23 protein-coding genes and 1 tRNA gene are annotated in these 22,111 nt (G+C 66.3%); 7 read left to right on the top strand and 17 right to left on the bottom strand.

Annotation, left to right across the window (positions count from 1 at the left end):
• Positions 1 to 2: 2 nt before the first annotated feature.
• Positions 3 to 539, bottom strand: coding sequence for a hemerythrin domain-containing protein (locus tag ABS761_RS14535; protein WP_269496687.1), 537 nt, complete (start codon positions 537 to 539; stop codon positions 3 to 5).
• A 70-nt stretch (positions 540 to 609) separates the two neighbouring features.
• Between ABS761_RS14535 and ABS761_RS14530 the strand changes: the two genes are divergently transcribed.
• On the top strand, positions 610 to 1,023 hold the full coding sequence (locus tag ABS761_RS14530) for a low affinity iron permease family protein (RefSeq protein ID WP_350409047.1): 414 nt from the start codon (positions 610 to 612) through the stop codon (positions 1,021 to 1,023).
• A 21-nt stretch (positions 1,024 to 1,044) separates the two neighbouring features.
• Here the strand turns inward: ABS761_RS14530 and ABS761_RS14525 are convergent.
• The 7 genes from ABS761_RS14525 to tyrS form a co-directional block, all read right to left on the bottom strand.
• Positions 1,045 to 1,135 (bottom strand) — tRNA-Ser (locus ABS761_RS14525).
• Between the two features lie 109 nt (positions 1,136 to 1,244).
• Complete coding sequence (locus tag ABS761_RS14520; protein WP_350409046.1) at positions 1,245 to 1,868, bottom strand: riboflavin synthase; 624 nt, start codon at positions 1,866 to 1,868, stop codon at positions 1,245 to 1,247.
• A 42-nt stretch (positions 1,869 to 1,910) separates the two neighbouring features.
• Positions 1,911 to 3,044 (bottom strand): bifunctional diaminohydroxyphosphoribosylaminopyrimidine deaminase/5-amino-6-(5-phosphoribosylamino)uracil reductase RibD, encoded by a 1,134-nt coding sequence (gene ribD, locus ABS761_RS14515; protein WP_269496690.1) that lies wholly within the window; start codon positions 3,042 to 3,044, stop codon positions 1,911 to 1,913.
• Positions 3,045 to 3,051: 7 nt separating this feature from the next.
• The gene (gene nrdR / locus ABS761_RS14510) at positions 3,052 to 3,519 is read right to left on the bottom strand and encodes a transcriptional regulator NrdR (protein WP_269496816.1); all 468 of its coding nucleotides are present in this window, start codon (positions 3,517 to 3,519) and stop codon (positions 3,052 to 3,054) included.
• Between the two features lie 35 nt (positions 3,520 to 3,554).
• Entirely contained in the window at positions 3,555 to 4,799 is a 1,245-nt protein-coding gene (glyA, locus tag ABS761_RS14505; protein WP_350409045.1) for a serine hydroxymethyltransferase, read from the bottom strand.
• Between the two features lie 118 nt (positions 4,800 to 4,917).
• Positions 4,918 to 5,550, bottom strand: a complete 633-nt coding sequence (locus tag ABS761_RS14500) for a YbhB/YbcL family Raf kinase inhibitor-like protein (protein WP_350409044.1) — start codon at positions 5,548 to 5,550, stop codon at positions 4,918 to 4,920.
• A gap of 30 nt (positions 5,551 to 5,580) precedes the next feature.
• Positions 5,581 to 6,807: a tyrosine--tRNA ligase gene (gene tyrS / locus ABS761_RS14495; RefSeq protein WP_350409043.1), complete on the bottom strand. Its 1,227-nt coding sequence runs from the start codon at positions 6,805 to 6,807 to the stop codon at positions 5,581 to 5,583.
• Positions 6,808 to 6,996: 189 nt separating this feature from the next.
• Here tyrS and ABS761_RS14490 point away from each other — a divergent pair, with 189 nt between their 5' ends.
• Both ABS761_RS14490 and ABS761_RS14485 read left to right on the top strand, forming a co-directional pair.
• On the top strand, positions 6,997 to 8,340 hold the full coding sequence (locus ABS761_RS14490) for a M23 family metallopeptidase (protein WP_350409042.1): 1,344 nt from the start codon (positions 6,997 to 6,999) through the stop codon (positions 8,338 to 8,340).
• 28 nt (positions 8,341 to 8,368) lie between these two features.
• Positions 8,369 to 9,466 carry an anhydro-N-acetylmuramic acid kinase gene (locus tag ABS761_RS14485; protein WP_350409041.1) on the top strand — a complete coding sequence of 366 codons (1,098 nt, stop codon included), beginning with the start codon at positions 8,369 to 8,371 and terminating at the stop codon, positions 9,464 to 9,466.
• A gap of 61 nt (positions 9,467 to 9,527) precedes the next feature.
• Here the strand turns inward: ABS761_RS14485 and erpA are convergent, their stop codons facing one another.
• The 7 genes from erpA to pmbA form a co-directional block, all read right to left on the bottom strand.
• Positions 9,528 to 9,893, bottom strand: coding sequence for an iron-sulfur cluster insertion protein ErpA (gene erpA, locus ABS761_RS14480; protein ID WP_350409040.1), 366 nt, complete (start codon positions 9,891 to 9,893; stop codon positions 9,528 to 9,530).
• Positions 9,890 to 10,618 (bottom strand): DUF6776 family protein, encoded by a 729-nt coding sequence (locus tag ABS761_RS14475; protein ID WP_350409039.1) that lies wholly within the window; start codon positions 10,616 to 10,618, stop codon positions 9,890 to 9,892. The genes erpA and ABS761_RS14475 overlap by 4 nt, the downstream gene beginning before the upstream one ends.
• An 11-nt stretch (positions 10,619 to 10,629) precedes the next feature.
• Positions 10,630 to 11,688 carry an N-acetyl-gamma-glutamyl-phosphate reductase gene (gene argC / locus ABS761_RS14470; RefSeq protein WP_350409038.1) on the bottom strand — a complete coding sequence of 353 codons (1,059 nt, stop codon included), beginning with the start codon at positions 11,686 to 11,688 and terminating at the stop codon, positions 10,630 to 10,632.
• Positions 11,689 to 11,834: 146 nt separating this feature from the next.
• Entirely contained in the window at positions 11,835 to 12,227 is a 393-nt protein-coding gene (rpsI, locus tag ABS761_RS14465; RefSeq protein ID WP_269496699.1) for a 30S ribosomal protein S9, read from the bottom strand.
• Positions 12,228 to 12,239: 12 nt separating this feature from the next.
• The gene (gene rplM / locus ABS761_RS14460; protein ID WP_350409037.1) at positions 12,240 to 12,668 is read right to left on the bottom strand and encodes a 50S ribosomal protein L13; all 429 of its coding nucleotides are present in this window, start codon (positions 12,666 to 12,668) and stop codon (positions 12,240 to 12,242) included.
• A gap of 290 nt (positions 12,669 to 12,958) precedes the next feature.
• On the bottom strand, positions 12,959 to 14,056 hold the full coding sequence (locus tag ABS761_RS14455; RefSeq protein ID WP_350409036.1) for a TRAP transporter substrate-binding protein: 1,098 nt from the start codon (positions 14,054 to 14,056) through the stop codon (positions 12,959 to 12,961).
• Between the two features lie 138 nt (positions 14,057 to 14,194).
• Positions 14,195 to 15,562 carry a metalloprotease PmbA gene (gene pmbA / locus ABS761_RS14450; RefSeq protein WP_350409035.1) on the bottom strand — a complete coding sequence of 456 codons (1,368 nt, stop codon included), beginning with the start codon at positions 15,560 to 15,562 and terminating at the stop codon, positions 14,195 to 14,197.
• 72 nt (positions 15,563 to 15,634) lie between these two features.
• Between pmbA and yjgA the strand changes: the two genes are divergently transcribed.
• Positions 15,635 to 16,210 (top strand): ribosome biogenesis factor YjgA, encoded by a 576-nt coding sequence (yjgA, locus tag ABS761_RS14445; protein WP_350409034.1) that lies wholly within the window; start codon positions 15,635 to 15,637, stop codon positions 16,208 to 16,210.
• 17 nt (positions 16,211 to 16,227) lie between these two features.
• Positions 16,228 to 16,911: an alpha/beta hydrolase gene (locus tag ABS761_RS14440; RefSeq protein WP_350409033.1), complete on the top strand. Its 684-nt coding sequence runs from the start codon at positions 16,228 to 16,230 to the stop codon at positions 16,909 to 16,911.
• A gap of 24 nt (positions 16,912 to 16,935) precedes the next feature.
• On the opposite strand, the gene ABS761_RS14435 is transcribed toward ABS761_RS14440, so the two are convergent.
• Positions 16,936 to 19,413: a bifunctional acetate--CoA ligase family protein/GNAT family N-acetyltransferase gene (locus tag ABS761_RS14435; protein ID WP_350409032.1), complete on the bottom strand. Its 2,478-nt coding sequence runs from the start codon at positions 19,411 to 19,413 to the stop codon at positions 16,936 to 16,938.
• A gap of 113 nt (positions 19,414 to 19,526) precedes the next feature.
• On the opposite strand from ABS761_RS14435, the gene gltX reads away from it, so the two are divergent.
• Positions 19,527 to 20,939 carry a glutamate--tRNA ligase gene (gene gltX / locus ABS761_RS14430; protein ID WP_350409031.1) on the top strand — a complete coding sequence of 471 codons (1,413 nt, stop codon included), beginning with the start codon at positions 19,527 to 19,529 and terminating at the stop codon, positions 20,937 to 20,939.
• Here gltX and ABS761_RS14425 read toward each other — a convergent pair.
• Positions 20,936 to 21,415 carry a hypothetical protein gene (locus tag ABS761_RS14425; RefSeq protein ID WP_350409030.1) on the bottom strand — a complete coding sequence of 160 codons (480 nt, stop codon included), beginning with the start codon at positions 21,413 to 21,415 and terminating at the stop codon, positions 20,936 to 20,938. The genes gltX and ABS761_RS14425 overlap by 4 nt on opposite strands.
• Positions 21,416 to 21,549: 134 nt before the next feature.
• On the opposite strand from ABS761_RS14425, the gene ABS761_RS14420 reads away from it, so the two are divergent.
• Entirely contained in the window at positions 21,550 to 21,990 is a 441-nt protein-coding gene (locus ABS761_RS14420; protein WP_350409029.1) for a CopD family copper resistance protein, read from the top strand.
• Positions 21,991 to 22,111 lie beyond the last annotated feature (121 nt).

Raw genomic sequence — 22,111 nt, 5'->3', positions numbered from 1 at the left:
GTTTAAGCGTGCGCGGTAGCGGCCAGTATGGCCTCCTTGGTTTCCTTCATAGGCGCTTCTAGATCCCGTAGGTCAATGTCTTTCTTTACCACCTTGGGGAACAATTCATCCTCTTCTTCGGTGATGTGGTGGTTGGTATATTCTCCGAGTACTGTGAAGTGTGCGTCAAACATTTCATCAGTAGGTTTCATCGTTTGAAGTTGGGCTATGAGATCCTTTGCGCTGGCATGTTCCACCTTCGCTTCGTTGAGCAGGCTACCAAACTCTTTGGGGTCCGCCTCCCGCAGCAAAGGATAAAAATGCTGTTCCTCGATCTCAGTGTGCGCCGTTAGTGCTGCACAGGCCCGTTGGGCGATCTGCTTCTTTTGAGCGTCATCTTTAGCGGACTCAAATTCCTTGAACAGCTTTTGCGCTTCGCGATGATCATCGATCAACATGCCCAGCACACTTCGCTGCGCTGTAGGAACGTGCGTTTTATTCATAGCCATTATTCTTCTCCCTGAAAAAGGCGTGCCGTAACCAGCAGTCTGTTTCAGCAAGCGCCGTACCCGCCTGCGTCGGCATGCAATTTGCCACTATCAGAGGAATTTCATCCACGAGAGAAAAATCATGCAAGAACAATTTCGAAAATGTGCCGAGATCGCCTCCAAGGCTGCGGGGTCGCCCTGGGGATTCTGTATAGCGGTAACGCTTGTTTTGGCGTGGGCAGTGTCGGGGCCCATTTTTGAATACTCTGATACGTGGCAGCTGGTCATCAATACGTGCACCACGATAGTGACATTTATGATGGTATTCCTGATCCAGAATGCTCAAAACAGAGACTCGCTGACCCTGCAGTTGAAACTGGATGAGTTGCTATGTGCAGTGCGAGGCGCCCGCGTGGGAATGATCGATTTGGATCAACTGACAGAGGCGGATCTGGCTACGCTGCGCAGAAATTTTCAACAGCTGGCGCACGCAAAGGAGGGCTCGAAAGAACCAGTCGAAAGAAACGAAAACCCCACGGCAGGCAACGCGCCGTGAATCTGCAGCAGCGGGGAATTCTGGCGGACAGAGGGGGATTCGAACCCCCGATACGCTATTCACGTATACACGCTTTCCAGGCGTGCGCCTTCAACCACTCGGCCACCTGTCCTGATTCGGCCGCAGGACGCAAATCCCGGATGGATCCGAGGGGCCTGGGCGAAAGTCCGCCATTTTAGCAGATCGCCGCCCCCCATGTCCGGCGCGGTTCGGCCGCCGCTTCAGCCGGGCACACCCCCGGCACCCACCATGCGTTCGACGTAGCGCGCCAGCATGTCGACCTCGATGTTGACCGGCGAGCCGACGTCCAGGTGGCGCAAGGTGGTGACCTCGACGGTGTGGGGGATCAGGTTGATGTAGGCCTCGGTGCCTTCCTCCTGGTCGACCACGCGATTGACGGTGAGGCTGACGCCGTTGACCGCCAGCGAGCCCTTGTAGGCGAGGTACTTGGACAGGTGCGCGGGGACGATGACCCGCAAGTCGAAGGATTCGCCCACGGCCTCCATGCAGGTCACCTGCCCCACGCCGTCGACGTGGCCCGACACCAGGTGGCCGTCCAGGGAATCGCCCAGGCGCATCGCGTGTTCGAGGTTGACCTCGCCCGGGCGGTCCAGGCCGCAGGTGCGATCCAGGCTTTCGCGCGAGATGTCGACCTCGAAGGCGCCCTCGTGCACTGCCACCACCGTCATGCAGGCGCCCTGGACGGCGATCGAATCCCCCAGCCGTGTGCGGTCCAGCGGCAGGCCGCCGGCCTCGATGCGGGCGCGCACGCCGGCCTCGGGCGCCTCGCCCAGCGGGCGCACCTCGGTAATGCGGCCCACGGCCGCCACAATTCCAGTAAACATGGTGATTCCGTCAAAAGAATGAATGGCGGACGCGCCGGGCCCTCAGGCCTCGAGCACCGCGCACAATGCCTGCCAACGCGCCTGATCGCGCAAGCGCAGGCGCATGTCCCGACCCAACTGTACCGCATCCACGAACTCGTAGCGGGGCGCCTCGGACAAGTCGTCGAACGCACCGGAATTCCCCGCCAGGCCATGCCCGGCCCCCAGCACGCGCGGCGCCACGTAGGCGATCCATTCGTCCACCCAGCCGCCGGCCACCAGCGCGTCGTTGAGGCGTGCGCCCGCCTCGACGTGCACCTCGTTGATCTCGTGTGCGCCCAGCCAGTCCATGAGGGCGCCGAGGTCCAGTCCGCCGGCGGCGTCCTGCGGCAGGCGGATCACGCGCGCGTTGCGCCGGGACAGCCGATCGATCTTGGCCGCGTCCGGGCGCGCCGTGAAGATCCACACGGGGTCGCCGTTGAACAGGTTGGCATCCTCGGCGATCCGGAAGTCCGTATCCAGGACCGCACGCACTGGCTGCCGGGTGGTGGCGACCACGCGTACATTCATGATCGGGTTGTCGGCCATCACGGTGCCGATGCCGGTCAGGATCAGGCAGGCGCGGGCGCGCCAGCGGTGCCCGTCGGCACGCGCCTCCTCGCCGGTGATCCACTGGGACCAGCCGTTGGGCAGGGCCGTGCGGCCATCCAACGATCCGGCGGTCTTGAGCCACACCCAGGGTCGGCCCCGCGTCATGCGGGCGACGAAACCCGGGTTGAGCGCCAGCGCATCGGATGCGCACAGGCCCATGTCGACCTGGATGCCCGCCCGCCGCAGGCGGGCCGCCCCCTGACCGGCGACCTTGGGGTTGGGGTCGCCCATCGCGGCGACCACGCGCACGATGCCGGCCGCCACGAGGGCATCCGCGCAAGGCGGCGTACGGCCGAAATGGCTGCAGGGCTCGAGCGTGACGTAAGCGGTGGCGCCGCGGACGTCGATCCCCTGGCTGGCCGCCTCGTGCAAGGCGTCGACCTCGGCATGGCGTCCGCCGGCGTGCCGGGTATAGCCCTCGGCCAGCCAGCGGCCGTCGCGCACCAGCACGCAGCCCACGCGCGGATTGGGGGTGCTGATGTCCAGCGAGCCCTCGGCCACGGCCAGGGCGCGGCGCATCCAACGATGATCCTGGGGCGAAAACACGGCGGCCTCAGTCTTCGGGGTCCGGCGAGGACTGGAACTCGTCGATGGTCCGCACGAATTCCTGGATGTCCTCGAAACTGCGGTAGACCGAGGCAAAGCGCACGTAGGCCACTTGGTCGAGCTGCCGCAGTTCCGCCATGACCAGCTCGCCGATGTGGCCCGAGGGCACCTCGCGGCGTCCGCTGGCCATCAGCCGATCCTGGATGCGGGCGACCGCGGCATCGACTTCGGCCGTGCTGACCGGCCGCTTGCGCAGGGCCAGCCCCATGCTGGCGCGCAGCTTGGACACATCGAACTCGCTGCGGGTGCCGTTGCGCTTGACCACCGCCGGCATCATGAGGTCGACGCGTTCGTAGGTGGTGAACCGCCGGTCACAGGCCGTGCAGCGACGCCGGCGCCTGATCGTGTCGCCTTCCTCGGAGACCCGCGAGTCGATGACCTGCGTGTCGAAGCTGCTGCAGAACGGACACTTCATAAGCATGCGGGCGCCCAAGGCGCCCGTGGTGGTGGTTAGCGGTAGACCGGCAGCCGGGTCGTGAGCGCATGGACGCGTTCACGCACACTGGCGATGTTGGCCTCGTCGTGCGGATTGTCGAGCACGTCGGCGATCAGGTTGGCGGTGAGTTCGGCCTCGGCCTCCTTGAAGCCCCGGGTGGTCATGGCCGGCGTCCCCACGCGGATGCCGCTGGTGACGAAGGGCTTTTCCGGGTCGTTCGGGATGGCGTTCTTGTTGACCGTGATGTGCGCCTGGCCCAGGACGGCCTCGGCTTCCTTGCCGGTGATGCCCTTGGCGCGCAAGTCGACCAGCATGACGTGGCTTTCGGTGCGCCCGGACACGATGCGCAGGCCGCGCGCGACCAGGCCGTCGGCCAGCACGCGCGCGTTGGCGGCGACTTGTGCGGCATAGGCCTTGAACTCGGGGCTGAGGGCCTCCTGGAAGGCCACCGCCTTGGCGGCGATGACGTGCATCAGGGGGCCGCCCTGGATCCCGGGGAAGATCGACGAATTGATGGCCTTTTCGTATTCGGCCTTCATCATGATGACGCCGCCGCGCGGGCCGCGCAGGGACTTGTGCGTGGTGGAGGTCACGAAGTCGGCGTGCGGCACCGGGTTGGGGTAGACGCCGCCGGCCACCAGGCCCGCGTAGTGGGCGATGTCCACCATGAACAGGGCGCCGTTGTCGTGCGCGATGCGCGCCATGCGCTCGAAGTCGATGCGCAGGGCATAGGCCGAGGCGCCGCCGACGATGAGCTTGGGCTTGTGCTGGCGCGCCAGCGCCTCGAGCTGGTCGTAGTCCAGGACCTCGTTGGCATCCAGGCCGTAGGAGATGAAATTGTAGAGCTTGCCCGAGGCGTTCACAGGCGAGCCGTGGGTCAGGTGGCCGCCCTCGGCAAGGCTCATGCCCAGGACCGTATCGCCGGGCTTGAGCACCGCCATGTACACGCCCTGGTTGGCCTGCGAGCCGGAATTGGGCTGCACGTTGGCCGCCTCGGCGCCGAAGATCGCCTTCAGGCGGTCGATGGCGAGCTGTTCGACCACGTCCACGTATTCACAACCGCCGTAGTAGCGCTTGCCCGGATAGCCTTCGGCGTACTTGTTGGTGAGCTGCGTGCCCTGGGCCTGCATGACGGCGGGGCTGGCATAGTTTTCGGAGGCGATCAGCTCGATGTGCTGTTCCTGGCGCAGGTTTTCCTGCTGGATGGCAGCCCAGAGGTCGGGATCCACCTGATCGAGTGTGCGGGAGCGGTCAAACATGAAGGTTCCTAGAGAATGGACGGGCGATCGAATGGACTATTCTATCGTGAACCCCCGGCGTCGTGCCCCGCGGCCGGCGCCCGCGCGGGCGCCGGTGGCGCATGCGGGATGCAATCGGCTACAAGGCGTGCAACCGGGGGTTGAGGGTGTAGGTGCCGGTGATCGAGGCCTGGGCCAGGATGTGGCCCTGCATCGCCTCAATCGCCTGCTGGCCGGTAAAGCGCCCCTCGACGCCCAGTTCCGCGACGTCCAGCGCGTAAACGGTGAACACGTAGCGGTGCACCAGGGCGTCGTTCCAGGGCGGGCAGGGCCCGTCATAGCCGAAATAGTCCCCGCTCATGTCGCGGTCGGCGGCAAACCACTGCGTATAGTCGTTGACGCCCTGGCGGGTGCCGTCCAGGGCCAGCGGCCCGGCCTTGCCGCGCGGCGTGATGCCGCTGGAATAATCGCCGGCCGCGATCGAGCGGATCTCGGCGGCGATGTCGACCAGCACCCAATGGTAGAAATCGACCCGCGGCAGGTCGGCCGGAACCTCGCGGCCTTCCTGGTTGACGTCATCGGGCTTGCTGGGCACGTCCGGGTCGCAGCACACCACGGCGAACGAGCGCACGCCGTCTGGCACCTCGGACCACGCCAGATGCGGATTGACGTTGCCCGCCAGCGTCACGTGGGATTCGGGGTCGATACGCGCAAACGCATTGTGCTCGGGGATTACGCCCTGGTCGGGAAAGGAATCGCTGTGCAGTTTCATGGTGCCTCCCGTGGTTCGATGGCCGGCGTGTCAGGTGAGGATCACCCGCGCGAACTTGCGTTTGCCGACCTGCATCACATAAGTCCCTGGCGGCAATTGCAGGGATTTGTCGGAAATCCGGTCGCCATCGACGCGCACCCCGCCCTGCTCGACGTTGCGCTGGGCCTCCGAGGCCGATGCCGCCAGGCCGGCCTCGCGCAGCACCTTGAGTATGCCCATGGGCGCGCCGCCCACGGCGACCTCGGGCAGGTTCTCGGGAATCGCGCCGTCCCGGAACCGGGCGTTGAAGCCCTCCAGGGCGCGTTCGGCCTCGCGCGCGCTGTGAAAGCGTGCGACCAGTTCCTGCGCCAGCATGACCTTGGCGTCGCGCGGATTGCGCCCGGCGACGACCTCGGCCTGCAGCGCGCCGATGTCCTCGAGCGAGCGGAAGGACAGCAGCTCATAGTAGCGCCACATCAGCGTGTCGGAAATCGACATGAGCTTGCCGAACATGGAATCCGGCGTCTCGGTGACGCCGATGTAGTTGCCCTTGGACTTGGACATCTTTTCGACGCCGTCGGTGCCCTCGAGCAGCGGCATGGTCAGGATGCACTGCGGCTCGATGCCGTATTCCTTTTGCAGCTCGCGGCCCACCAGAAGATTGAATTTCTGGTCGGTGCCGCCGAGCTCGAGGTCGGCGCGCAAGGCCACCGAGTCATAGCCCTGCAGCAGCGGATACAGGAACTCGTGCACCGAAATCGGGATGCCGCCCTTGTAGCGCTTGGTGAAATCGTCGCGCTCCATCATGCGGGCCACCGTATAGCGCGAGGCCAGCTGGATCAGCCCCCGGGTGCCGAGCTTGTCGCACCATTCCGAGTTGTAGCGGATCTCGGTGCGCGCCGGATCCAGCACCAGGCTGGCCTGCGCGTAGTAGGTCTTGGCGTTTTCCTGGATCTGCTCGGGCGTGAGCGGCGGCCGGGTGGCGTTGCGTCCGCTGGGATCGCCGATCAGCGCGGTGAAATCCCCGATCAGGAAGATCACGGTATGGCCGAGATCCTGGAGCTGGCGCATCTTGTTGAGCACCACGGTGTGACCCAAGTGGATGTCCGGGGCCGTCGGGTCCAAGCCGAGCTTGATGCGCAGGGGCACGCCCGTTGCGCGGCTGCGCGCGAGTTTGACGGCAAATTCCGAGGCGACGAGGAGCTCGTCGCATCCCCGCTGGACGACGCGCAGGTCGGCGTCCGTCTGGAGGTCGGCGGGGGCGGGAGGGGACGACATGATATACGCTTTTACAGAGAAAATGAAAAAATGCTCGAAAATTCGCGGTCAATGCGCTAGCATAACGTGCCATCGCAGCTTCTGTACAACAATTCGACGCCTAACCAGGCGGCCCGGGGCCTCATATTATCAGAGCCCATCGTGACGCCGCCGCGGACGGGCGCATCCTGGAACGCACATCCACCGTCCATGACGTCTCAAGACCCTCAACAACGCCGCCAGCACGTCACCCGAAGCCTGCTCTTCGCCGCCGGCGGCCTCTTCCTCACCGCGGCCGCGATCGCGGTCGTCAAGCCCTCCACCCCGCCCGAGCCCATCTACCAGGCGCGCCAGACCCTGGACCTGCGCCCGCTCGCCGAGCCTGGCGCAGGCGACGAAACGGCGCCCTTCATTGCCCAGACCCGCATCCGGTCCGGCGATACGGTCGCGGCGCTGCTGCAGCGCCTGGGCATCGACGAGGGCGGCCTGCTGCCCTTCCTGGTCCAGCACAAGGGCGCCCGATCGATCTACAAGCTCTACCCGGGCCGTCTGGTACGGGCGGCGCTGGATGAGCAGGGCTCGCTGGTGTGGCTGCGCTACGTGCACACCCCCGGCACCCGGGACGACAGCGGCTACGTATCGCGCTGGCTCGAGGTGCGCCCCGACAGTCAGGGCGGATTCCGGGCCGAAGAGCGCTCGGCACCGGCGCAGACTCAGTTGCGCATCGCCGAAGGCGACATCAACAGCTCGCTGTTCGGCGCCGCCGACGAGGCCGACATTCCGGACGCCATCACCCTGGACATGGTCGAAATTCTCGGCAGTCGGATCGACTTCCTCAAGGACCTGCGCAAGGGCGACCGCTTCCGCATCGTGTACGACGCCTATATGCACGACGGCGTCGAGGTCGGCTCGGGACGCATTCGCGCCCTTGAATTCATCAATCGCGGCAAGACCTACAGCGCCGTCTGGTTCAAAGGGGCCGGAGGCAGAGGCGGCTACTACGATTTCGACGGCGCCAGCCTCAAGGGCGCATTCCTGCGCACGGCCATCAAGTTCACCCGCATCAGCTCACGCTTCGGGATGCGCATGCATCCCGTCCACAAGCGTTGGGCGGGTCACAAGGGGGTGGACTACGCGGCACCCGCCGGCACGCCGATCCATGCGACAGCCGACGGCACGGTCCAGTTCATCGGCCGGCAAAACGGCTACGGCAACGTCATCATCCTCAAGAATTTCGGCCAGTACTCGACCTTGTATGCGCACCAGAGCCGCTTTGCCAAGGGCCTTAAAAAGGGCGACCGCATCCAGCAAGGCCAATTGATCGGCTATGTCGGCTCGACGGGCTGGGCCACCGGCCCGCACCTGCATTACGAATTCCGCATCAACAACCGCCCGGTCGATCCGCTGGCGATCGATCTGCCGGTGGCGCGCACGCTCGAGGCCGCCGACCGCAAGGCCTTCGCTGCAGTGGCGGCGCAATTCCGCAGCCACATCGACTTCCTGGCCCGCATGCAGGAAGCGCTGGACGAGCCCCCGCAAGTCGCGCAGCGCTAGCGCCGGTTACATCGACGGTCCGGCCGCCATGCCCACCGAACACTATATTGGCCTGATGTCGGGCACCAGCACCGATGGCGTGGACGGAGTGCTTGCCGAATTCGAAGGCGCCGCCATCCAGATCGCCGCAGCGGCGAGCCTGCCGCTGCCCGCCGAGCTGCGCCGCGACCTGCTCGCCCTGAACGCCACGGGACTCGACGAACTCGCGCGCGCCGCGCGGGCGGCAAACGGGCTGGCCGACTGCTACGCGCAGATCGTCGAACGGCTGCTGGCCGAATCCGGCCTTGCACCCGCCGGGGTGCGCGCCATCGGTGCCCACGGCCAGACCGTGCGCCATGCTCCCGAGGCGGGCTATACCCTGCAGATCAATGCGCCCGCGCGGCTGGCCGAACGGACCGGCATCGCAGTGGTGGCGGACTTTCGCAGCCGGGACGTCGCGGCGGGCGGCCAGGGGGCGCCGCTGGTGCCGGCCTTTCATGCCGCCTGGTTCGGCGATCGGCCGGGCCGCGCCATCCTCAACCTGGGCGGCATCGCCAACGTCACGCTACTCGGCGAACCGGTGCGCGGCTTCGATACCGGCCCGGCCAATATGCTGATGGACGCCTGGGCGCAGCGCCACCTGGGGCAACCCTATGATCGGGATGGCACGTGGGCGGCGAGCGGCCATTGCCACGCAGGCCTGCTGGCGCGCCTGCGCGGCGAGCCCTGGTTCAGCCTGGCGCCACCGAAATCGACGGGCCGCGACCTGTTCAGCCCCGACTGGCTGCGGGCGCACCTGGAGGCCACTCCGGGGACGAAACAACTGGCGCCGGAGGACGTGCAAGCCACTTTGCTGATGCTCTCGGTCGTGACCATCGCCGAGGCCATCGACCGGCATGCCCCGGATACGCACGAGGTCCTGGCTTGCGGCGGAGGGGCCCTGAACACGGCGCTGATGACGGCCCTGGACCAGGCCCTGCCCTGTCGGCTGGCCAGCACCGCAGAGCACGGCATGCCGGTCCAGTCAGTCGAGGCACTGGCCTTCGCCTGGCTCGCGCGCGCGCACATCCACGGGCATCCCGCCTGCCTGCCGGCGGTGACTGGTGCGCGGCATGCGACGATTGCCGGGTGCCTCTATCCCGCCTGAATGAACGACAGAGGGCCACCCTCGCCGAGCGAGGGGTGGTATCCCCCAGAAGGCAGGGAAATCAGGGCGCGAACGACGACCCGCAGCCGCAGGTGGTGTTGGCGTTGGGGTTGCGGATCACGAACTGGGAACCCTCGAGGTCGTCCTTGTAGTCAATCTCGGAGCCCGCCAGATACTGGAAGCTCATGGGGTCGACCAGCAACCGTACCCCTTCGCGCTCGATCGTGGTGTCATCGTCGTTGACCTCCTCGTCGAAGGTGAACCCGTACTGGAACCCCGAGCAGCCGCCGCCCTGCACGAACACGCGCAGCTTCAGGTCCGGATTGCCCTCCTCAGCCAGCAATTCGCGGACCTTGGATACCGCGGCGTCGGTGAACAAGAGGGGAACGGGGGGGGCTTCGAAATCTACGTGCTCAATCATGCTCATGGGGTGACTCCTGGGGCGCTGCCCTCGGGGGCGGCGTCCACGATGGTGGCGTCCCGCGTGGCGCGGATCACCCCGTCCTCGAGAACCTCGAGGTTGACGGAGCGGATCGCGACGCCAGGTGGCAGACGCAGAACGCCGGTGCTGCGTTGGAACTGCTCGAAAACCAGGCTGAACGGATCGGCGCCCACGCCGGGCGCGGCGATCTCGCTCGGCGGCGCGGCCACGGCCGTCGCCGCCGACAACTCTATTTTAACGGGATTACCGTCCTTCAGGGCGTCGGCCATAAAGCGCATGCGGCCTCTGAAGGCCTCCTGGCCGGGCGCGTTTCGCGTCAGCAGGACCCGGTAATGCAGAAAATCGCCCTGACGCCGAATATCAAAGGCCCGGATGGCAACCGCGCCCGCGGGCCCGGGCGGAATCAACTGCTCGTAGAAGGCGAGCTGGTCGCGGGTGCGGCCGAGCTCTTGTTGCTGCCTGGCCAGCGTGTCCTCGAGCGTGCGCCGGGTCGCCAGCTCGACATCGAGCTGTCCTTGCAGGCCCGCCAGGCGCGCATTGGTCTCGGCCTCGGTCATCCGCAAGGTATCGACGCGCGCCTGCAAGTCGAGAATCTGCTGGTGCTGGCCGCGGTGCATGCCGAAGTGCATGACCAGCGCGCCGGCCACAAAAACCAGCAGCAGTGCCAGAATCAGGCCCAGCCCTCGCAAGATCAGGCGTCGCACGGTCATCTCTTGGCCTCCTAAGGCAGCACCGCGACGTGCTCCAGGCCGGCGGTCTCGGGAAAGCCGAACATCAGATTCATGTTCTGCACGGCCTGCCCCGCCGCGCCCTTGACCAAGTTGTCCTGGACGACCAGCACCACCAGTTGATCGCCGCCGCCCGGGCGGTGCAGGGCGATGCGCAGCATATTGGACGCGCGCACCGAACGGGTCTGCGGCAAACTGCCTGGTGGCATCACGTCGACGAAGGGCTCGTCGGCATAGCGCGTCTCGTACAAGGCCTGGAAATCGGTGTCCATGGCCTCGGGCAGGATGCGCAGGTACAGCGTCGAGAACATGCCACGGATCATCGGCACCAGATGCGGCACGAACACCAGCCCCACCGGGGCGCCGGCGATACGCTGCAGGCACTCGGAGATCTCGGGATGATGGCGATGGCCCGCGACGCCATAGGCGGCGAAATTATCACTGGCTTCGGAGAACAGCGAGCCGACCTGGGTCTTGCGGCCCGCTCCCGAGACGCCGGACTTGGAGTCGGCAATCACGTGGCCGACGTCGACCAGAGCCCGCCCGGCCTGCAACAGCGGTGCCAAGCCCAGCAGAACAGTGGTCGGATAGCAGCCCGGGTTGCCCACCACGCGCGCCTTGCGAATGGCCTCGCGATCGAGTTCCGGCAAGCCGTAGACGGCCTCGCGCAGGATGTCCGGGCAGGCATGGGGCATCTTGTACCATTTCTGAAAGGCGTCGACATCCTGCAGGCGAAAGTCGGCAGCTAGGTCGACAACCCGCACATCGTGGTCCAGCAGGTGGCGGGCCTGCTCCATCGCCACCCCATGGGGCGTCGCAAAGAACACCACGTCGCATTGCTCGAGCGCGGCGTGTTCGGGCGTCTGGAAGCGCAGATCGACGTGGCCGCGCAGATTGGGAAACATGTCGGCGACCGGCAGGCCTTCTTCCTTGCGCGAGGTGATGGCGTGCAACTGCGCGTGGGGATGGGCCGCGAGCAGGCGCAGCAGCTCCACGCCTGTATATCCCGTGCCCCCGACGATGCCGACCTTGATCCGTGATGCTGCGTTCATATGCTGTTCCGTTCCGAAGAAGTACCCATGGACTGACTGTCTAGCTTAACTTAACCCGCCTTGCCCCTGCCACCAGCGGCCCCTCAACAAAAAACCCCGGCGCCGGGCCGGGGTTTCTGGGCGGGCGCGAAAGGCCGCAAACCGGATCAGCGCTTGCTGAACTGCTTGCGACGGCGGGCCTTGTGGAAGCCGACCTTCTTGCGCTCGACCTCGCGGGCGTCGCGCGTGACCAGCCCGGCTTGCTTGAGCGAGGGCTTCAGCGTCTCGTCGTAGTCGATCAGGGCGCGCGTGATGCCGTGGCGCACGGCGCCGGCCTGGCCGGATTCACCACCGCCATGGACGTTGACGTGAAAGTCGAACGACTCGAGGTGGTTGGTGAGGGCGAGGGGCTGGCGCACGACCATGCGGCCGGTCTCGCGGGCAAAGTACTCGTCAACGGGGCGACCGTTGACGATGATCTTGCCCGTTCCCTTTTTGAGGAACACACGCGCCACCGAGGTCTTGCGGCGGCCGGTGCCATAATTCCAATTACCGATCATGATGGCCCGTCCTTAGATGTCCAGAGATTGCGGCTGCTGCGCGGTGTGCGGATGCTCGCCGCCGGCGTAGACCTTGAGCTTCTTGGCCATGGCGTAGCCCAGCGGGCCCTTGGGCAGCATGCCTTTGACGGCTTTCTGCAGAGCGCGGCCGGGAAAACGCTGTTGCATTTTCTCGAAGTTGGTCTCGGTGATGCCGCCCGGATAGGTCGAGTGGCGATAGTAGCGTTTGTCCTGCGCCTTGGCGCCGGTCACGACGATGTCGGCCGCATTGATGACGACGATGTAATCGCCGGTGTCGACGTGAGGCGTGAATTCGGGTTTGTGCTTGCCACGCAGGCGGCGTGCGACTTCGCTGGCCACACGGCCAAGGACCTTGCCCTTGGCATCGATCACAAACCAGTCACGCTTGACTTCATGCGGCTTGGCCACAAAGGTCTTCATGATGGTCCCTAGAGAAAGTAAAAGAAAACATTCCGCGGTATCGATACTCGGTACCAATAGGCGAACCCGCCAGGACGTTCTGACCCCGTCCGTACAAATCCCACCCAACCGCCGGAAAAAACCCTGCCCCATGACGCGCACCGCACGATGGCACAAAGGCATGCCCCAAACCGCGAAAAGCCATAAATTTTAGCAAGCAACTGGAAATAAAGCAAAAACGGCCCGGCCCCACCCATGCTGGGCGAATCCGGGCCGGTCCACCGCACCGCCGTCCACGGGCGGCGGCGAGTTTACTTGGCCTTGCCCAGCGCCGCGCTGAGGTAGTTGTCGTAGGAGCCTTCGGCCACGCGGAACCAGGGCACGATCCCGTCACGGAAGGCCATGTAGTTGTCGAAGATCTTTTTGAAGCCCGCGTTCTTGTCGCAGAACTCTTTGTAAACCTCGTTGGAGGCCTTGAAGGAAGCGTCCATCACGTCGCGCGGAAAGCTCTTGAGCACGGCGCCGCTGGCGATCAGGCGGCGCAGCGCGGCCGGATTGCGGGTGTCGTAATCGGCGACCATTCGGCTGCCCGCGGCGCGCGAGGCCATGTCGATCATGGCCTGGTAGGCCTTGGGCAATTCGGCATAGGCCTTGTCGTTGACGTACAGCGACACCTGGGCCGAGCCCTCCCACCAGCCCGGATAGTAATAGTATTTAGCGACCTTTTGATAGCCTAGTTTTTCGTCATCAACCGGGCCGACGAATTCGACCGCGTCGAGGGCGCCCTTTTCCAGCGCGGGATAGGTGTCGCTGGGCGGCAATTGCTGGGGGATCACCCCAAGGCGGGCAAGCACCTCGCCCGCGAACCCGGCGGTGCGCATCTTGAGACCCTTGAGATCCTCGACCGACTTGATTTCCTTGCGATACCAGCCGCCCATCTGGGTACCGGTGTTGCCAAACGGAAAATTGATGATCCCGTGCGGCGCGAACAGCTCGCGCATGAGCTTGAGGCCGTCGCCCTCGTACATCCAGGCGTACATCTGGCGCACGTTCAGACCGAAGGGCACCGCCGTGTCGAAGCAGAAGGACGGGTCCTTGCCATAGTAATAGTACGAGGCGGTCTGGCCGCACTCGACCGTCCGGTTACCCACCGCGTCCATCACGCCAAAGCCGGGTACCAGCTCGCCCGCCGGATAAAGGCGGATGTCGAACTTGCCGTCGGAGGCCTCCTTGATCAACTCGCAGAACATCTGTGCCGTCGGAAACAGCGCGGTCTGTTGCGGGCCGTAGGTGGAGGTCATCTTCCAGTTGATCTGGGGGGTGCCCTGCGCGAACACGGGGGCCGCGACGGCCGCCGATCCGGCGACTGCGCCGAGGCCGGCCTTTTTGAGGAATGAGCGACGCTGCATAGTGGGTGATCTCCTTTTGGGGTCTCGTTGGGGATGATACAAACTGTCGATTTTTCGTGCAGTGGCCCCGATATTACACCCCGCGCGCATGCGCGTGTACCCGGCAGCGCGCAGTGCCCCCGGGCCGCGCGGGCCGCCTCAGCGGCCGGCAATGGCCATGCGTTCGATCAGCACGGACCCTGTGGATTTTGCGCCCCGCCCATAGACATCGGCGCCCACCGCAACAATCCGGCGGAACATGTCGGCCAGATTGCCGGCGATGGTGACCTCATCGACGGCGTGCTGGATGCGCCCGCCTTGAACCCAATACCCGAAAGCGCCCCGGGAATAATCGCCCGTGACGTAGTTCACGCCCTGGCCGATGAGCTCAGTCACCAGAAAGCCCGTGTCCATCTTGCGCAGCATGGCCTCCAAGGTGTCGTCAGGCCGCGTCAGGCGCGAGCGCAAGCTCAGATTGTGCGAGCCGCCCGCATTCCCCGTCGTACGCATGCCGAGCTTGCGCGCCGTGTAGCTGGACAGGAAATAGCCCTCGAGCACGCCCGCGCCCACGACTCGGCGGGCCTGCGGGCGCACCCCCTCGCCATCGAAGGGCGAACTGCCCTGGGCGCCCGGGATGTAGGGGTTCTCGATAACGTCCAGGTGATCGGCGAACACCGGCTTGCCCAGGGCATCGACCAGAAAACTGGCCTTGCGGTAGAGGGCGCCGCCGCTGGCGGCCTGGGTCAACGCCCCCAGCAGGCCAACGGCCAACGGCGCCTCGAACAACACCGGAAAATGGCCGGTGCGCACCGGCCGCGCCGACAGGCGCGACAACGCGCGCTCGGCGGCATAACGGCCCACACGCACGGGGTCGGCCAAGTCGGCCGGCCGGCGCGCCGAGGTGTACCAGTAATCGCGCTGCATCCCCGATCCCTGTCCGGCGATCGGCGCCACCGACAGGCTGTGACGCGAATAGGGGTATCCGCCCAGGAACCCGCGCGAATTTCCCAAGATGAAATGCCCCTCCATGGTGTCCAGGGAGGCCCCCTCGGTATTGGTGATCCGGGGGCTGACCGCCAGCGCGGCGCGCTCGGCTCGAATCGCCAGGCGCGCGGCCTCGCGCGGGTCGATGGCCCAGGGCTCGTGCAGGTCGAGATCGGGGTAATTCAGGGCCAGCAGATCCTCTTCGGGCAGGCCCGCGGCTGAATCCTCGGCGGTGTAGCGCGCGATATGCCAGGCGGCATCGACCGTCCTGCGCAAGGCCTCGACCGAAAAATCGGAGGTCGAGGCAGAGCCCCGGCGATTGCCCGCGAACACGGTCACCGCCAGGGAGCGGTCGCGCGTCTGCTCGATGGTCTCGATCGCGCACTGGCGCACGGCGACCGACAGGCCCTGACTCTCGGACACTTCGACTGCGGCATCGGTGGCGCCCGCCTCGCGGGCATAGCCCAAAGCATCAGTCACCAATTGGCGAAACACGCCTTGCTGCGTGGGAATGTCCAGGAGGACCTCGGCGTTCTCGTTCATGCGTGCATCCTGCGGTGGTCCGGCGGCGACCTGCTCGCCGGACGGTTATCATAGTCGATCAACGATTATTTTATGCCCATCCCCATGGACGAAACCCAAGAGGCCGCCGCCCCCCTCGCGCACGATCGTCCCAGCAAGTCCCAGGTCAAGCGCGACATGCATGCCCTGCTGGCGCTGGGCCGGCGCCTGGTGGATCTGCCGGCCGCGCGCCTGGCCAAGCTGGACCTCGACGAGCCCCTGCGCGACGCCATCGCCCTGGCGCAGCGCATCCACAGCCACGAGGGCCGACGCCGACAAATCCACTACGTGGGCAAGCTCATGCGCCAGGCCGACGCCGACGCCTTGCGCGCACAGCTGGACCTGTGGGAAAGCGGCTCGCGCGAGCAGGCGCGCGCCATGCAGCGCCTGGAGGCGCTGCGCGACCAGCTCATCGCGGACGACACCGCGCTGACCGCCGTGATCGCCCGGTTCCCGGCGCTGGACGCCCAGGCCCTGCGCGCGCAGATCCGGGCCGCTCGCAAGGAATTGCAGCAAAACGAGGCCCTGCCCGAAGGCCGCGAACCGGCGCGCAAGCACTACCGCGCGCTCTTTCAGACCCTCAAGCAACTGGACTTCGGCGACGGGACGCCCACGCCCGAAGCCCCCTGAAATCAGGATGACAGACTATGACCGAACTGCTGGACTGCGTCGAGCACGAAACCGGCCCCGAGCCTCGGCACGCCGTAATCTGGATGCACGGACTGGGTGCCGACGGCAATGATTTCCTGTCCATCGTGCCCGAGCTCGAAGCGCCCGCCATCCCCCCCGTGCGCTACCTCTTTCCACATGCCCCGGTGCGCCCCGTGACCATCAACCAGGGGATGCCAATGCGGGCCTGGTATGACATCGTCGCCTTCGGCCCGGACGCCCGCGAGGATATCGATGGCATCCGTGCGTCGCGCCACGCCATCATGGAACTCGTGGCCCGCGAGCTCGATCGCGGCATCTCCAGCGACCGGATCGTCCTGGCGGGTTTTTCGCAAGGCTGCGCCATGGCCCTGTACACGGGCCTGCGCATGGACCAGCCCCTGGCGGGCATCATCGGACTATCGGGCTACCTGCCACTGCGCAACACCACCGCCACCGAACGACACCCCGCCAACGCCGAGGTGCCACTGTTCATGGCGCACGGGACCATGGATCCCGTCGTCGAGCTGTCGCGCGGGGAAGCCGGTCGCGACATCCTGCGCGACCTGGGCTATGCCCCCGAATGGCATACCTACCCCATGCCTCATTCGGTCCATCCGCAGGAAATCGCCGACATCCGCGATTTCCTCGCGCGGGTCCTGGCGCTCGACCGCGCGGACTGAACTGCCGGCCGTTCGGGCCGCGGCTCAGCCGTCCCTCGATCCCGCCCCCTTGAGGTCGAGCCAGACCCGACGCATGCCCGGATCGTCCGCGTCGGGGTCATTGCGAAAGCCCAGGCGCGCCATCAGGCCGAGCATCGACCGGTTGGTGGCGAGGACGACGCCATCGATGTAGCTCAGGCCCTGGCGACGCGCCGCCCGGATCAGGCCGCGCATCAATTCCTGGCCCAGGCCCCGACGCTGCCAATCGTCGGCGATCACCAGGGCGTACTCGGCCCCCAGCCCGTCGGCATTGCGCAGATAGTGCGAAAAGCCAATGATGCGCTCGCGCAACAAGCCCCGGTTTTCGGGATTGGAAACCTGGATCGTGGCAACGAAAGCCAGCTCGCGGTCGTAGTCGATGCGGGTATAGCGCGCCAGCATGCGCGGCGTGAGCTCGCGCAGCATCGAGACAAAGCGCATGTAGCGTGATTCGTCCGACAGGCCACGGACGAATTCCTGCAACAGCACGGCGTCCTCTGGACGGATCGGCCGCAGCAGCCACTCCTGCCCATCCTCGAACTGCATCGCGCGCACCAGGCGCCGGGGATAGGGATGGATGGCCATGTGCCGGTAGGCACGGTTTTCGGGCCGCTCGCCATCGTCACGGACATCGAGCTCCACCTCGATGGCCTCGGCATACAGCGCCGTGTCGTCAGCCCACAGGGGATCGATGGTCAGGCGGCGGATGCCGGGCATCTCGCTGGCGATCTCGGAGATTCGCTCGAGGGTCTCGCGCAACTGCTCGAAGACCGCCGGACTCAGGGTGCGCGAGAGGGCGCGGCTCCAAAACTTGCCGCGCTGGATCAACTGGCGGGCCAGGTAATTGTTCAGCGGAGGCAGCTCGATCTCGCGGTTCGGATTGGCGATCTGAGCCAGTTGTCCGCCGGGTCCGAACTGAATATAGGGGCCAAAACGCACATCCTGGTGAATGTGAATCGCCATCGGCAGACCGTCCACGTCCGCCTGCGCCGGCGGGCGGCCGCGCGGGACGACGGGGATATCGAAGCAGTCGAACAGCCAGCGGCAGGCCTGCGCATCGAGCCGGGTGCGGCCGCTCATGCGCGCATCGGCCAACAGCGCGCGCGCCTCGTCCAGGCGCGGCAGGCGGGTGAGCATCTCGGGCGGCAGGGTCTGCTGGGCCAGGGTCTGGTTGTACTGATAAGAGGCCAGGATGCCAAAGGCGTTGGCCGCCGACTCCGGCGTGCGAAAGGCCGGCAGCCCCACCAGGTCCAGGCGACGACGCAAGGGACGCATCGAGGCGTCCCCCATGAAGCAGCAGATGATCGGCTTGTGGGCGCTGGCCGAGAATTCGGCCAGGACATCGGTGACCGGCTCCATGTCCGAGAGCCTGTCGGGCGCAATCAGGACCAGCACGCCATCGACGCCGGCATCGGCGACCAGCAGGCCGAGCATCCGGCGCATGTGCTCCGGGCTCAGGGGCGCATGGCTGACCACCGGATTGTCCACCGCCGCGCCGGGCTCGAACAGGGCGGCCAGGTCCTTGCGGGTCTGGCCGCTCAGCTCCGCCCGGGTCACGGGACCACCCAGGCCGATCACATCCAGCGCCAGGTGCGCCGCGCCGTGGCCATTCGAGGCAATGGCGATGCGCCGACCACGGTGGCGCGGGCAGTGGACCAGAACCTTGAGCGCCGAGAACAACTGAACGAAGAACTGGATCCTCACCGCGCCCGTGCGCCGCAGCAAGGCGCTGAACACCGCGTCGCTGGCCAGCGACGCCCCGCCTGGGCCGGCCTGGCGGCCGACCTTGAGCACGATGACGGGCTTGACGCTGGCGGCGGCGTTCAGCGCGCTGGTGAACCGGCGCGAGGAGTCGGCCTCTTCGAGATATAGCACCATGCTGTCGGTGCGCGGGTCCATGGCCAGATATTCCAGGACCTCGGCCACCGCCACCCCGGCCTCGTCGCCCGCTGATACCACGGCCGAGAATCCGAGCTGAATATCGCCTGCCCAATCCAGCACCGCGGCGGGCACCATGCGCGACTGCGCCACCAGTGCGACGCGCCCGGCCGGAGCCGTCTCGGCCTCGAGGCTGAGGTTCAGATTCAGGTGCGGGCGCTGTACGCCCAGCGCCCCCGGGCCGAGCACCAGGCAGTCGTTCATCCGGCCCCAGCTCTGGCAATACACGCGTGTTTCCACCGGATCGCGCGACGGCGTTTCGTGAGGCAGCAGCACCAGGGCGCGCGGCCGCAACCCGCGTAGCGCGTCCAGGATGGCCGGCAGATGGGCGGGGTCGACACACAGCAAAGCCAGGTCGGGGCGCTGCCCGGGCTCGAGGTACTCGAGGCGCCCGGGCATGCGGAATCCGCCCGAGGCATCGACCCTGACGTCAGCGATCCGCCCGCGCAGATGCGCGGGCGTTCGGCCCACGACGGGAAGCTCGTGCGCACTGACGACCAGCACGGAGCGCGGCTCGAACAAGGCGGCCAAACGATGACGCAACATGGAAACCTGAAAATATGGCCCGGAGCAAGACTTCAACTGTACTTTAAAATAGCGCTTTGACTCCAACCCACGGCGCGCGGGAAACCTTTGCCCCGGCCGCCCGACCCGACACCATGACCGCGTCCCATACAAATGCCGTGCGCACCCGATTCGCACCCTCGCCCACCGGCTACCTGCACCTCGGCGGCGCGCGCACCGCGCTGTTTTCCTGGGCTTTCGCCCGCCACTTCGGGGGCACATTCGTGCTGCGGATCGAGGACACTGACCTCGAGCGCTCGACCCCCGAGGCCGTGCAGGCCATCCTCGACGGCATGGCCTGGCTGGGCCTCGACCCCGACGAGGGTCCTTTCTACCAGATGCGGCGGATGGACCGCTATCGCGAAGTCATCGCCCGGATGCTGGACGAAGGCACGGCCTACCGCTGCTACAGCACCCCCGCAGAGGTCGAGGCCATGCGCGAGCGGGCCCGGTTGATCGGCGCCAAACCGCGCTACGACGGCACCTGGCGCCCGGAACCCGGCAAGGCCCTGCCGCCCGTGCCGCCGGGCGCACGCCCGGTGGTGCGCTTCCGCAGCCCCTTGGAGGGCGCCACGCACTGGGACGACCTGGTCAAGGGCCCGATCAGCTTCGACAACGCCGAGCTCGACGACTTGATCATCGCCCGGCCCGATGGCACGCCCACCTACAACTTCTGCGTGGTGGTCGACGACTGGGACATGCGCATCACCCATGTGATCCGGGGCGACGATCATGTGAACAATACGCCGCGCCAGATCAACATCCTGCGCGCCCTGGGCGCCGAGCCGCCGCGCTACGGCCACGTGCCCATGATCCTGGGCCCCGACGGCGAAAAGCTCTCCAAGCGCCACGGCGCGGTCAGCGTGATGGAATATGACGCGCTCGGCTATCTGCCCGAGGCGATGGTGAACTACCTGGCGCGGCTAGGCTGGAGCCACGGCAACGACGAATTATTTTCCCGTGAACAGTTCGTCGAGTGGTTCGACCCGCGCAACCTCAGTCGCTCGGCGGCTCAATGGGACCCCAAAAAGCTCAACTGGGTCAACGCCCACGCGATCCGGCAATCCTCGAACGAGGACCTGGCCGCGCGCGTGGCGCCGCGGATCCGGCGCCGCGGCGGCGACGCGGCGGCCATCGACCTGGCGGCGGTCATGGACCTGCTCAAGGACCGCAGCGAAACCCTCGAACAGCTCGCAGAGGGCGCCATGCTGTTCTGTGGCCCCCACCAGCCGGCCGACGACACCGTGCGAGCCGAGGTCCTGGACGCCGCCGCCCGCGCCCTGATCGCAGATTTCGCGGCACGCGCCAGCGGCTTGCCCGACTGGACCGAGGCGGCGCTCGATGCGCTGATCAAGGACATGCTACAGGCGCACGGCGTCAAAATGCCCAAGCTCGCCATCCCTCTGCGGGTTGCCGCCACCGGCGTCAAGCACACGCCCTCGATCGGCGCAGTCCTGGCCCTGCTGGGCCGCGAAACCGTCCTGGGCCGCCTGACCTCCGTGCTCTAGAACGGCAGGCGGTAACCCGGCGACATGCGCCGGGCATCCACTGTGCCGTCCACGCCCTGCATGCGCAGGGTCGTGGCGTCGGCGCGCTGGACCTCATAGCGATTGGTGTAGATCGGATCGTCGAGATTCACGGGCGAACCATTGGACAGGATCGTGCGCAAGACCAGCGCCGTGCCCTCGCGATGCCAGCAGCCGCTCTCGTGCAGGCCCTGCGAGGGCGCGCGCGGACGCTTGATCTGCTGCACATAGACCATGGTGCCGTCGGGATTGAGGGTATAGAGCGTCCGGAGGGCGCCGGCCACCCCCCGCTGGCTTGCCACGCTCAGCCAATTCCCGACCATGGCATCGCCGGCCGCCGCCGCCTGGCACTGCGGAACGGCCGGCTCGGCCTTGCGCGCCGGCCCGGTCGGCGCGCATGCCGCGAGCCCGGCCGCCGCCAGGCATATCCCCAGGATACGAATCGGAATAAGCCGCATTTCTTGGTTCCCATCCATGACAAATGTCATTCGAAGACCGTGGCGCGCCAGGGGTCATCCGCCGCATGGACAGCGGGCGCCCTACAATCGAACGCAAGGACGCCCCCGCCCGCCAGACGACCATTCTAACCACTATGAGCCACCCACTCCTCCTCACCCTGCATCTTTTTGCGGCGATCCTGTTCGTGGGCACGGTGTTCTTCGAGGTGCTGATTCTCGAGGGCATCCGCAAGCCCCTGGGCCGCGAGACCATGCGCGACGTCGAGCTCGCCATCGGCCGCCGCGCCCGGCGCTTCATGCCCTTCGTCATCCTGATCCTGTTCGGCGCTGGTATCGGCATGGCCTGGTCCTACCGCGCCGAGTTGGCGCATCCCTTCGCCAGCGCCTTCGCCACCTTGCTGTGGCTCAAGATCCTCCTGGCGGCGAGCGTGCTCGTCCACTTCATCACCGCCATCACCTTGGGCGGCACCGGCCGCCTCAAAACCCGGCATTTCCAGCGAATCCACCTGAGCGTGTTCTGTCACGTCGTGCTGATCGTGTTCCTCGCCAAGGCCATGTTCTACCTGCACTGGTAGCGTCCAGGGCCGGCGCGGCGACCCGCGACGGGATGGGCGGGCCACTACCACCCCCCTGAACAATTGGTTTCAAAATCGCTGAAGAGCCCACGGCATGCGGGCCACGCGCAGTTGTCCACAA

This window comes from Castellaniella sp. GW247-6E4 (assembly GCF_040276065.1).
GTDB lineage: Bacteria > Pseudomonadota > Gammaproteobacteria > Burkholderiales > Burkholderiaceae_B > Castellaniella.
Note: the sequence above shows the minus strand (reverse complement) of the source record. Positions and strands in the feature narration are given on the sequence as shown.

Coding starts and splice junctions, on each gene's coding strand:
- nrdR (WP_269496816.1), bottom strand. CDS start 3,519: ATGAAGTGTCCGTTCTGCAGCAGCTTCGACACGCAGGTCATCGACTCG.
- pmbA (WP_350409035.1), bottom strand. CDS start 15,562: ATGAACGAGAACGCCGAGGTCCTCCTGGACATTCCCACGCAGCAAGGC.
- argC (WP_350409038.1), bottom strand. CDS start 11,688: ATGAACGCAGCATCACGGATCAAGGTCGGCATCGTCGGGGGCACGGGA.
- ABS761_RS14475 (WP_350409039.1), bottom strand. CDS start 10,618: ATGACCGTGCGACGCCTGATCTTGCGAGGGCTGGGCCTGATTCTGGCA.
- ABS761_RS14490 (WP_350409042.1), top strand. CDS start 6,997: ATGACGTCTCAAGACCCTCAACAACGCCGCCAGCACGTCACCCGAAGC.
- rpsI (WP_269496699.1), bottom strand. CDS start 12,227: ATGATCGGTAATTGGAATTATGGCACCGGCCGCCGCAAGACCTCGGTG.
- ABS761_RS14500 (WP_350409044.1), bottom strand. CDS start 5,550: ATGAAACTGCACAGCGATTCCTTTCCCGACCAGGGCGTAATCCCCGAG.
- ABS761_RS14485 (WP_350409041.1), top strand. CDS start 8,369: ATGCCCACCGAACACTATATTGGCCTGATGTCGGGCACCAGCACCGAT.
- ABS761_RS14425 (WP_350409030.1), bottom strand. CDS start 21,415: ATGCGGCTTATTCCGATTCGTATCCTGGGGATATGCCTGGCGGCGGCC.
- ABS761_RS14520 (WP_350409046.1), bottom strand. CDS start 1,868: ATGTTTACTGGAATTGTGGCGGCCGTGGGCCGCATTACCGAGGTGCGC.
- yjgA (WP_350409034.1), top strand. CDS start 15,635: ATGCCCATCCCCATGGACGAAACCCAAGAGGCCGCCGCCCCCCTCGCG.
- gltX (WP_350409031.1), top strand. CDS start 19,527: ATGACCGCGTCCCATACAAATGCCGTGCGCACCCGATTCGCACCCTCG.
- erpA (WP_350409040.1), bottom strand. CDS start 9,893: ATGAGCATGATTGAGCACGTAGATTTCGAAGCCCCCCCCGTTCCCCTC.
- glyA (WP_350409045.1), bottom strand. CDS start 4,799: ATGTTTGACCGCTCCCGCACACTCGATCAGGTGGATCCCGACCTCTGG.
- ABS761_RS14435 (WP_350409032.1), bottom strand. CDS start 19,413: ATGTTGCGTCATCGTTTGGCCGCCTTGTTCGAGCCGCGCTCCGTGCTG.
- tyrS (WP_350409043.1), bottom strand. CDS start 6,807: ATGTCGTCCCCTCCCGCCCCCGCCGACCTCCAGACGGACGCCGACCTG.
- ABS761_RS14440 (WP_350409033.1), top strand. CDS start 16,228: ATGACCGAACTGCTGGACTGCGTCGAGCACGAAACCGGCCCCGAGCCT.
- rplM (WP_350409037.1), bottom strand. CDS start 12,668: ATGAAGACCTTTGTGGCCAAGCCGCATGAAGTCAAGCGTGACTGGTTT.
- ABS761_RS14455 (WP_350409036.1), bottom strand. CDS start 14,056: ATGCAGCGTCGCTCATTCCTCAAAAAGGCCGGCCTCGGCGCAGTCGCC.
- ABS761_RS14420 (WP_350409029.1), top strand. CDS start 21,550: ATGAGCCACCCACTCCTCCTCACCCTGCATCTTTTTGCGGCGATCCTG.
- ABS761_RS14530 (WP_350409047.1), top strand. CDS start 610: ATGCAAGAACAATTTCGAAAATGTGCCGAGATCGCCTCCAAGGCTGCG.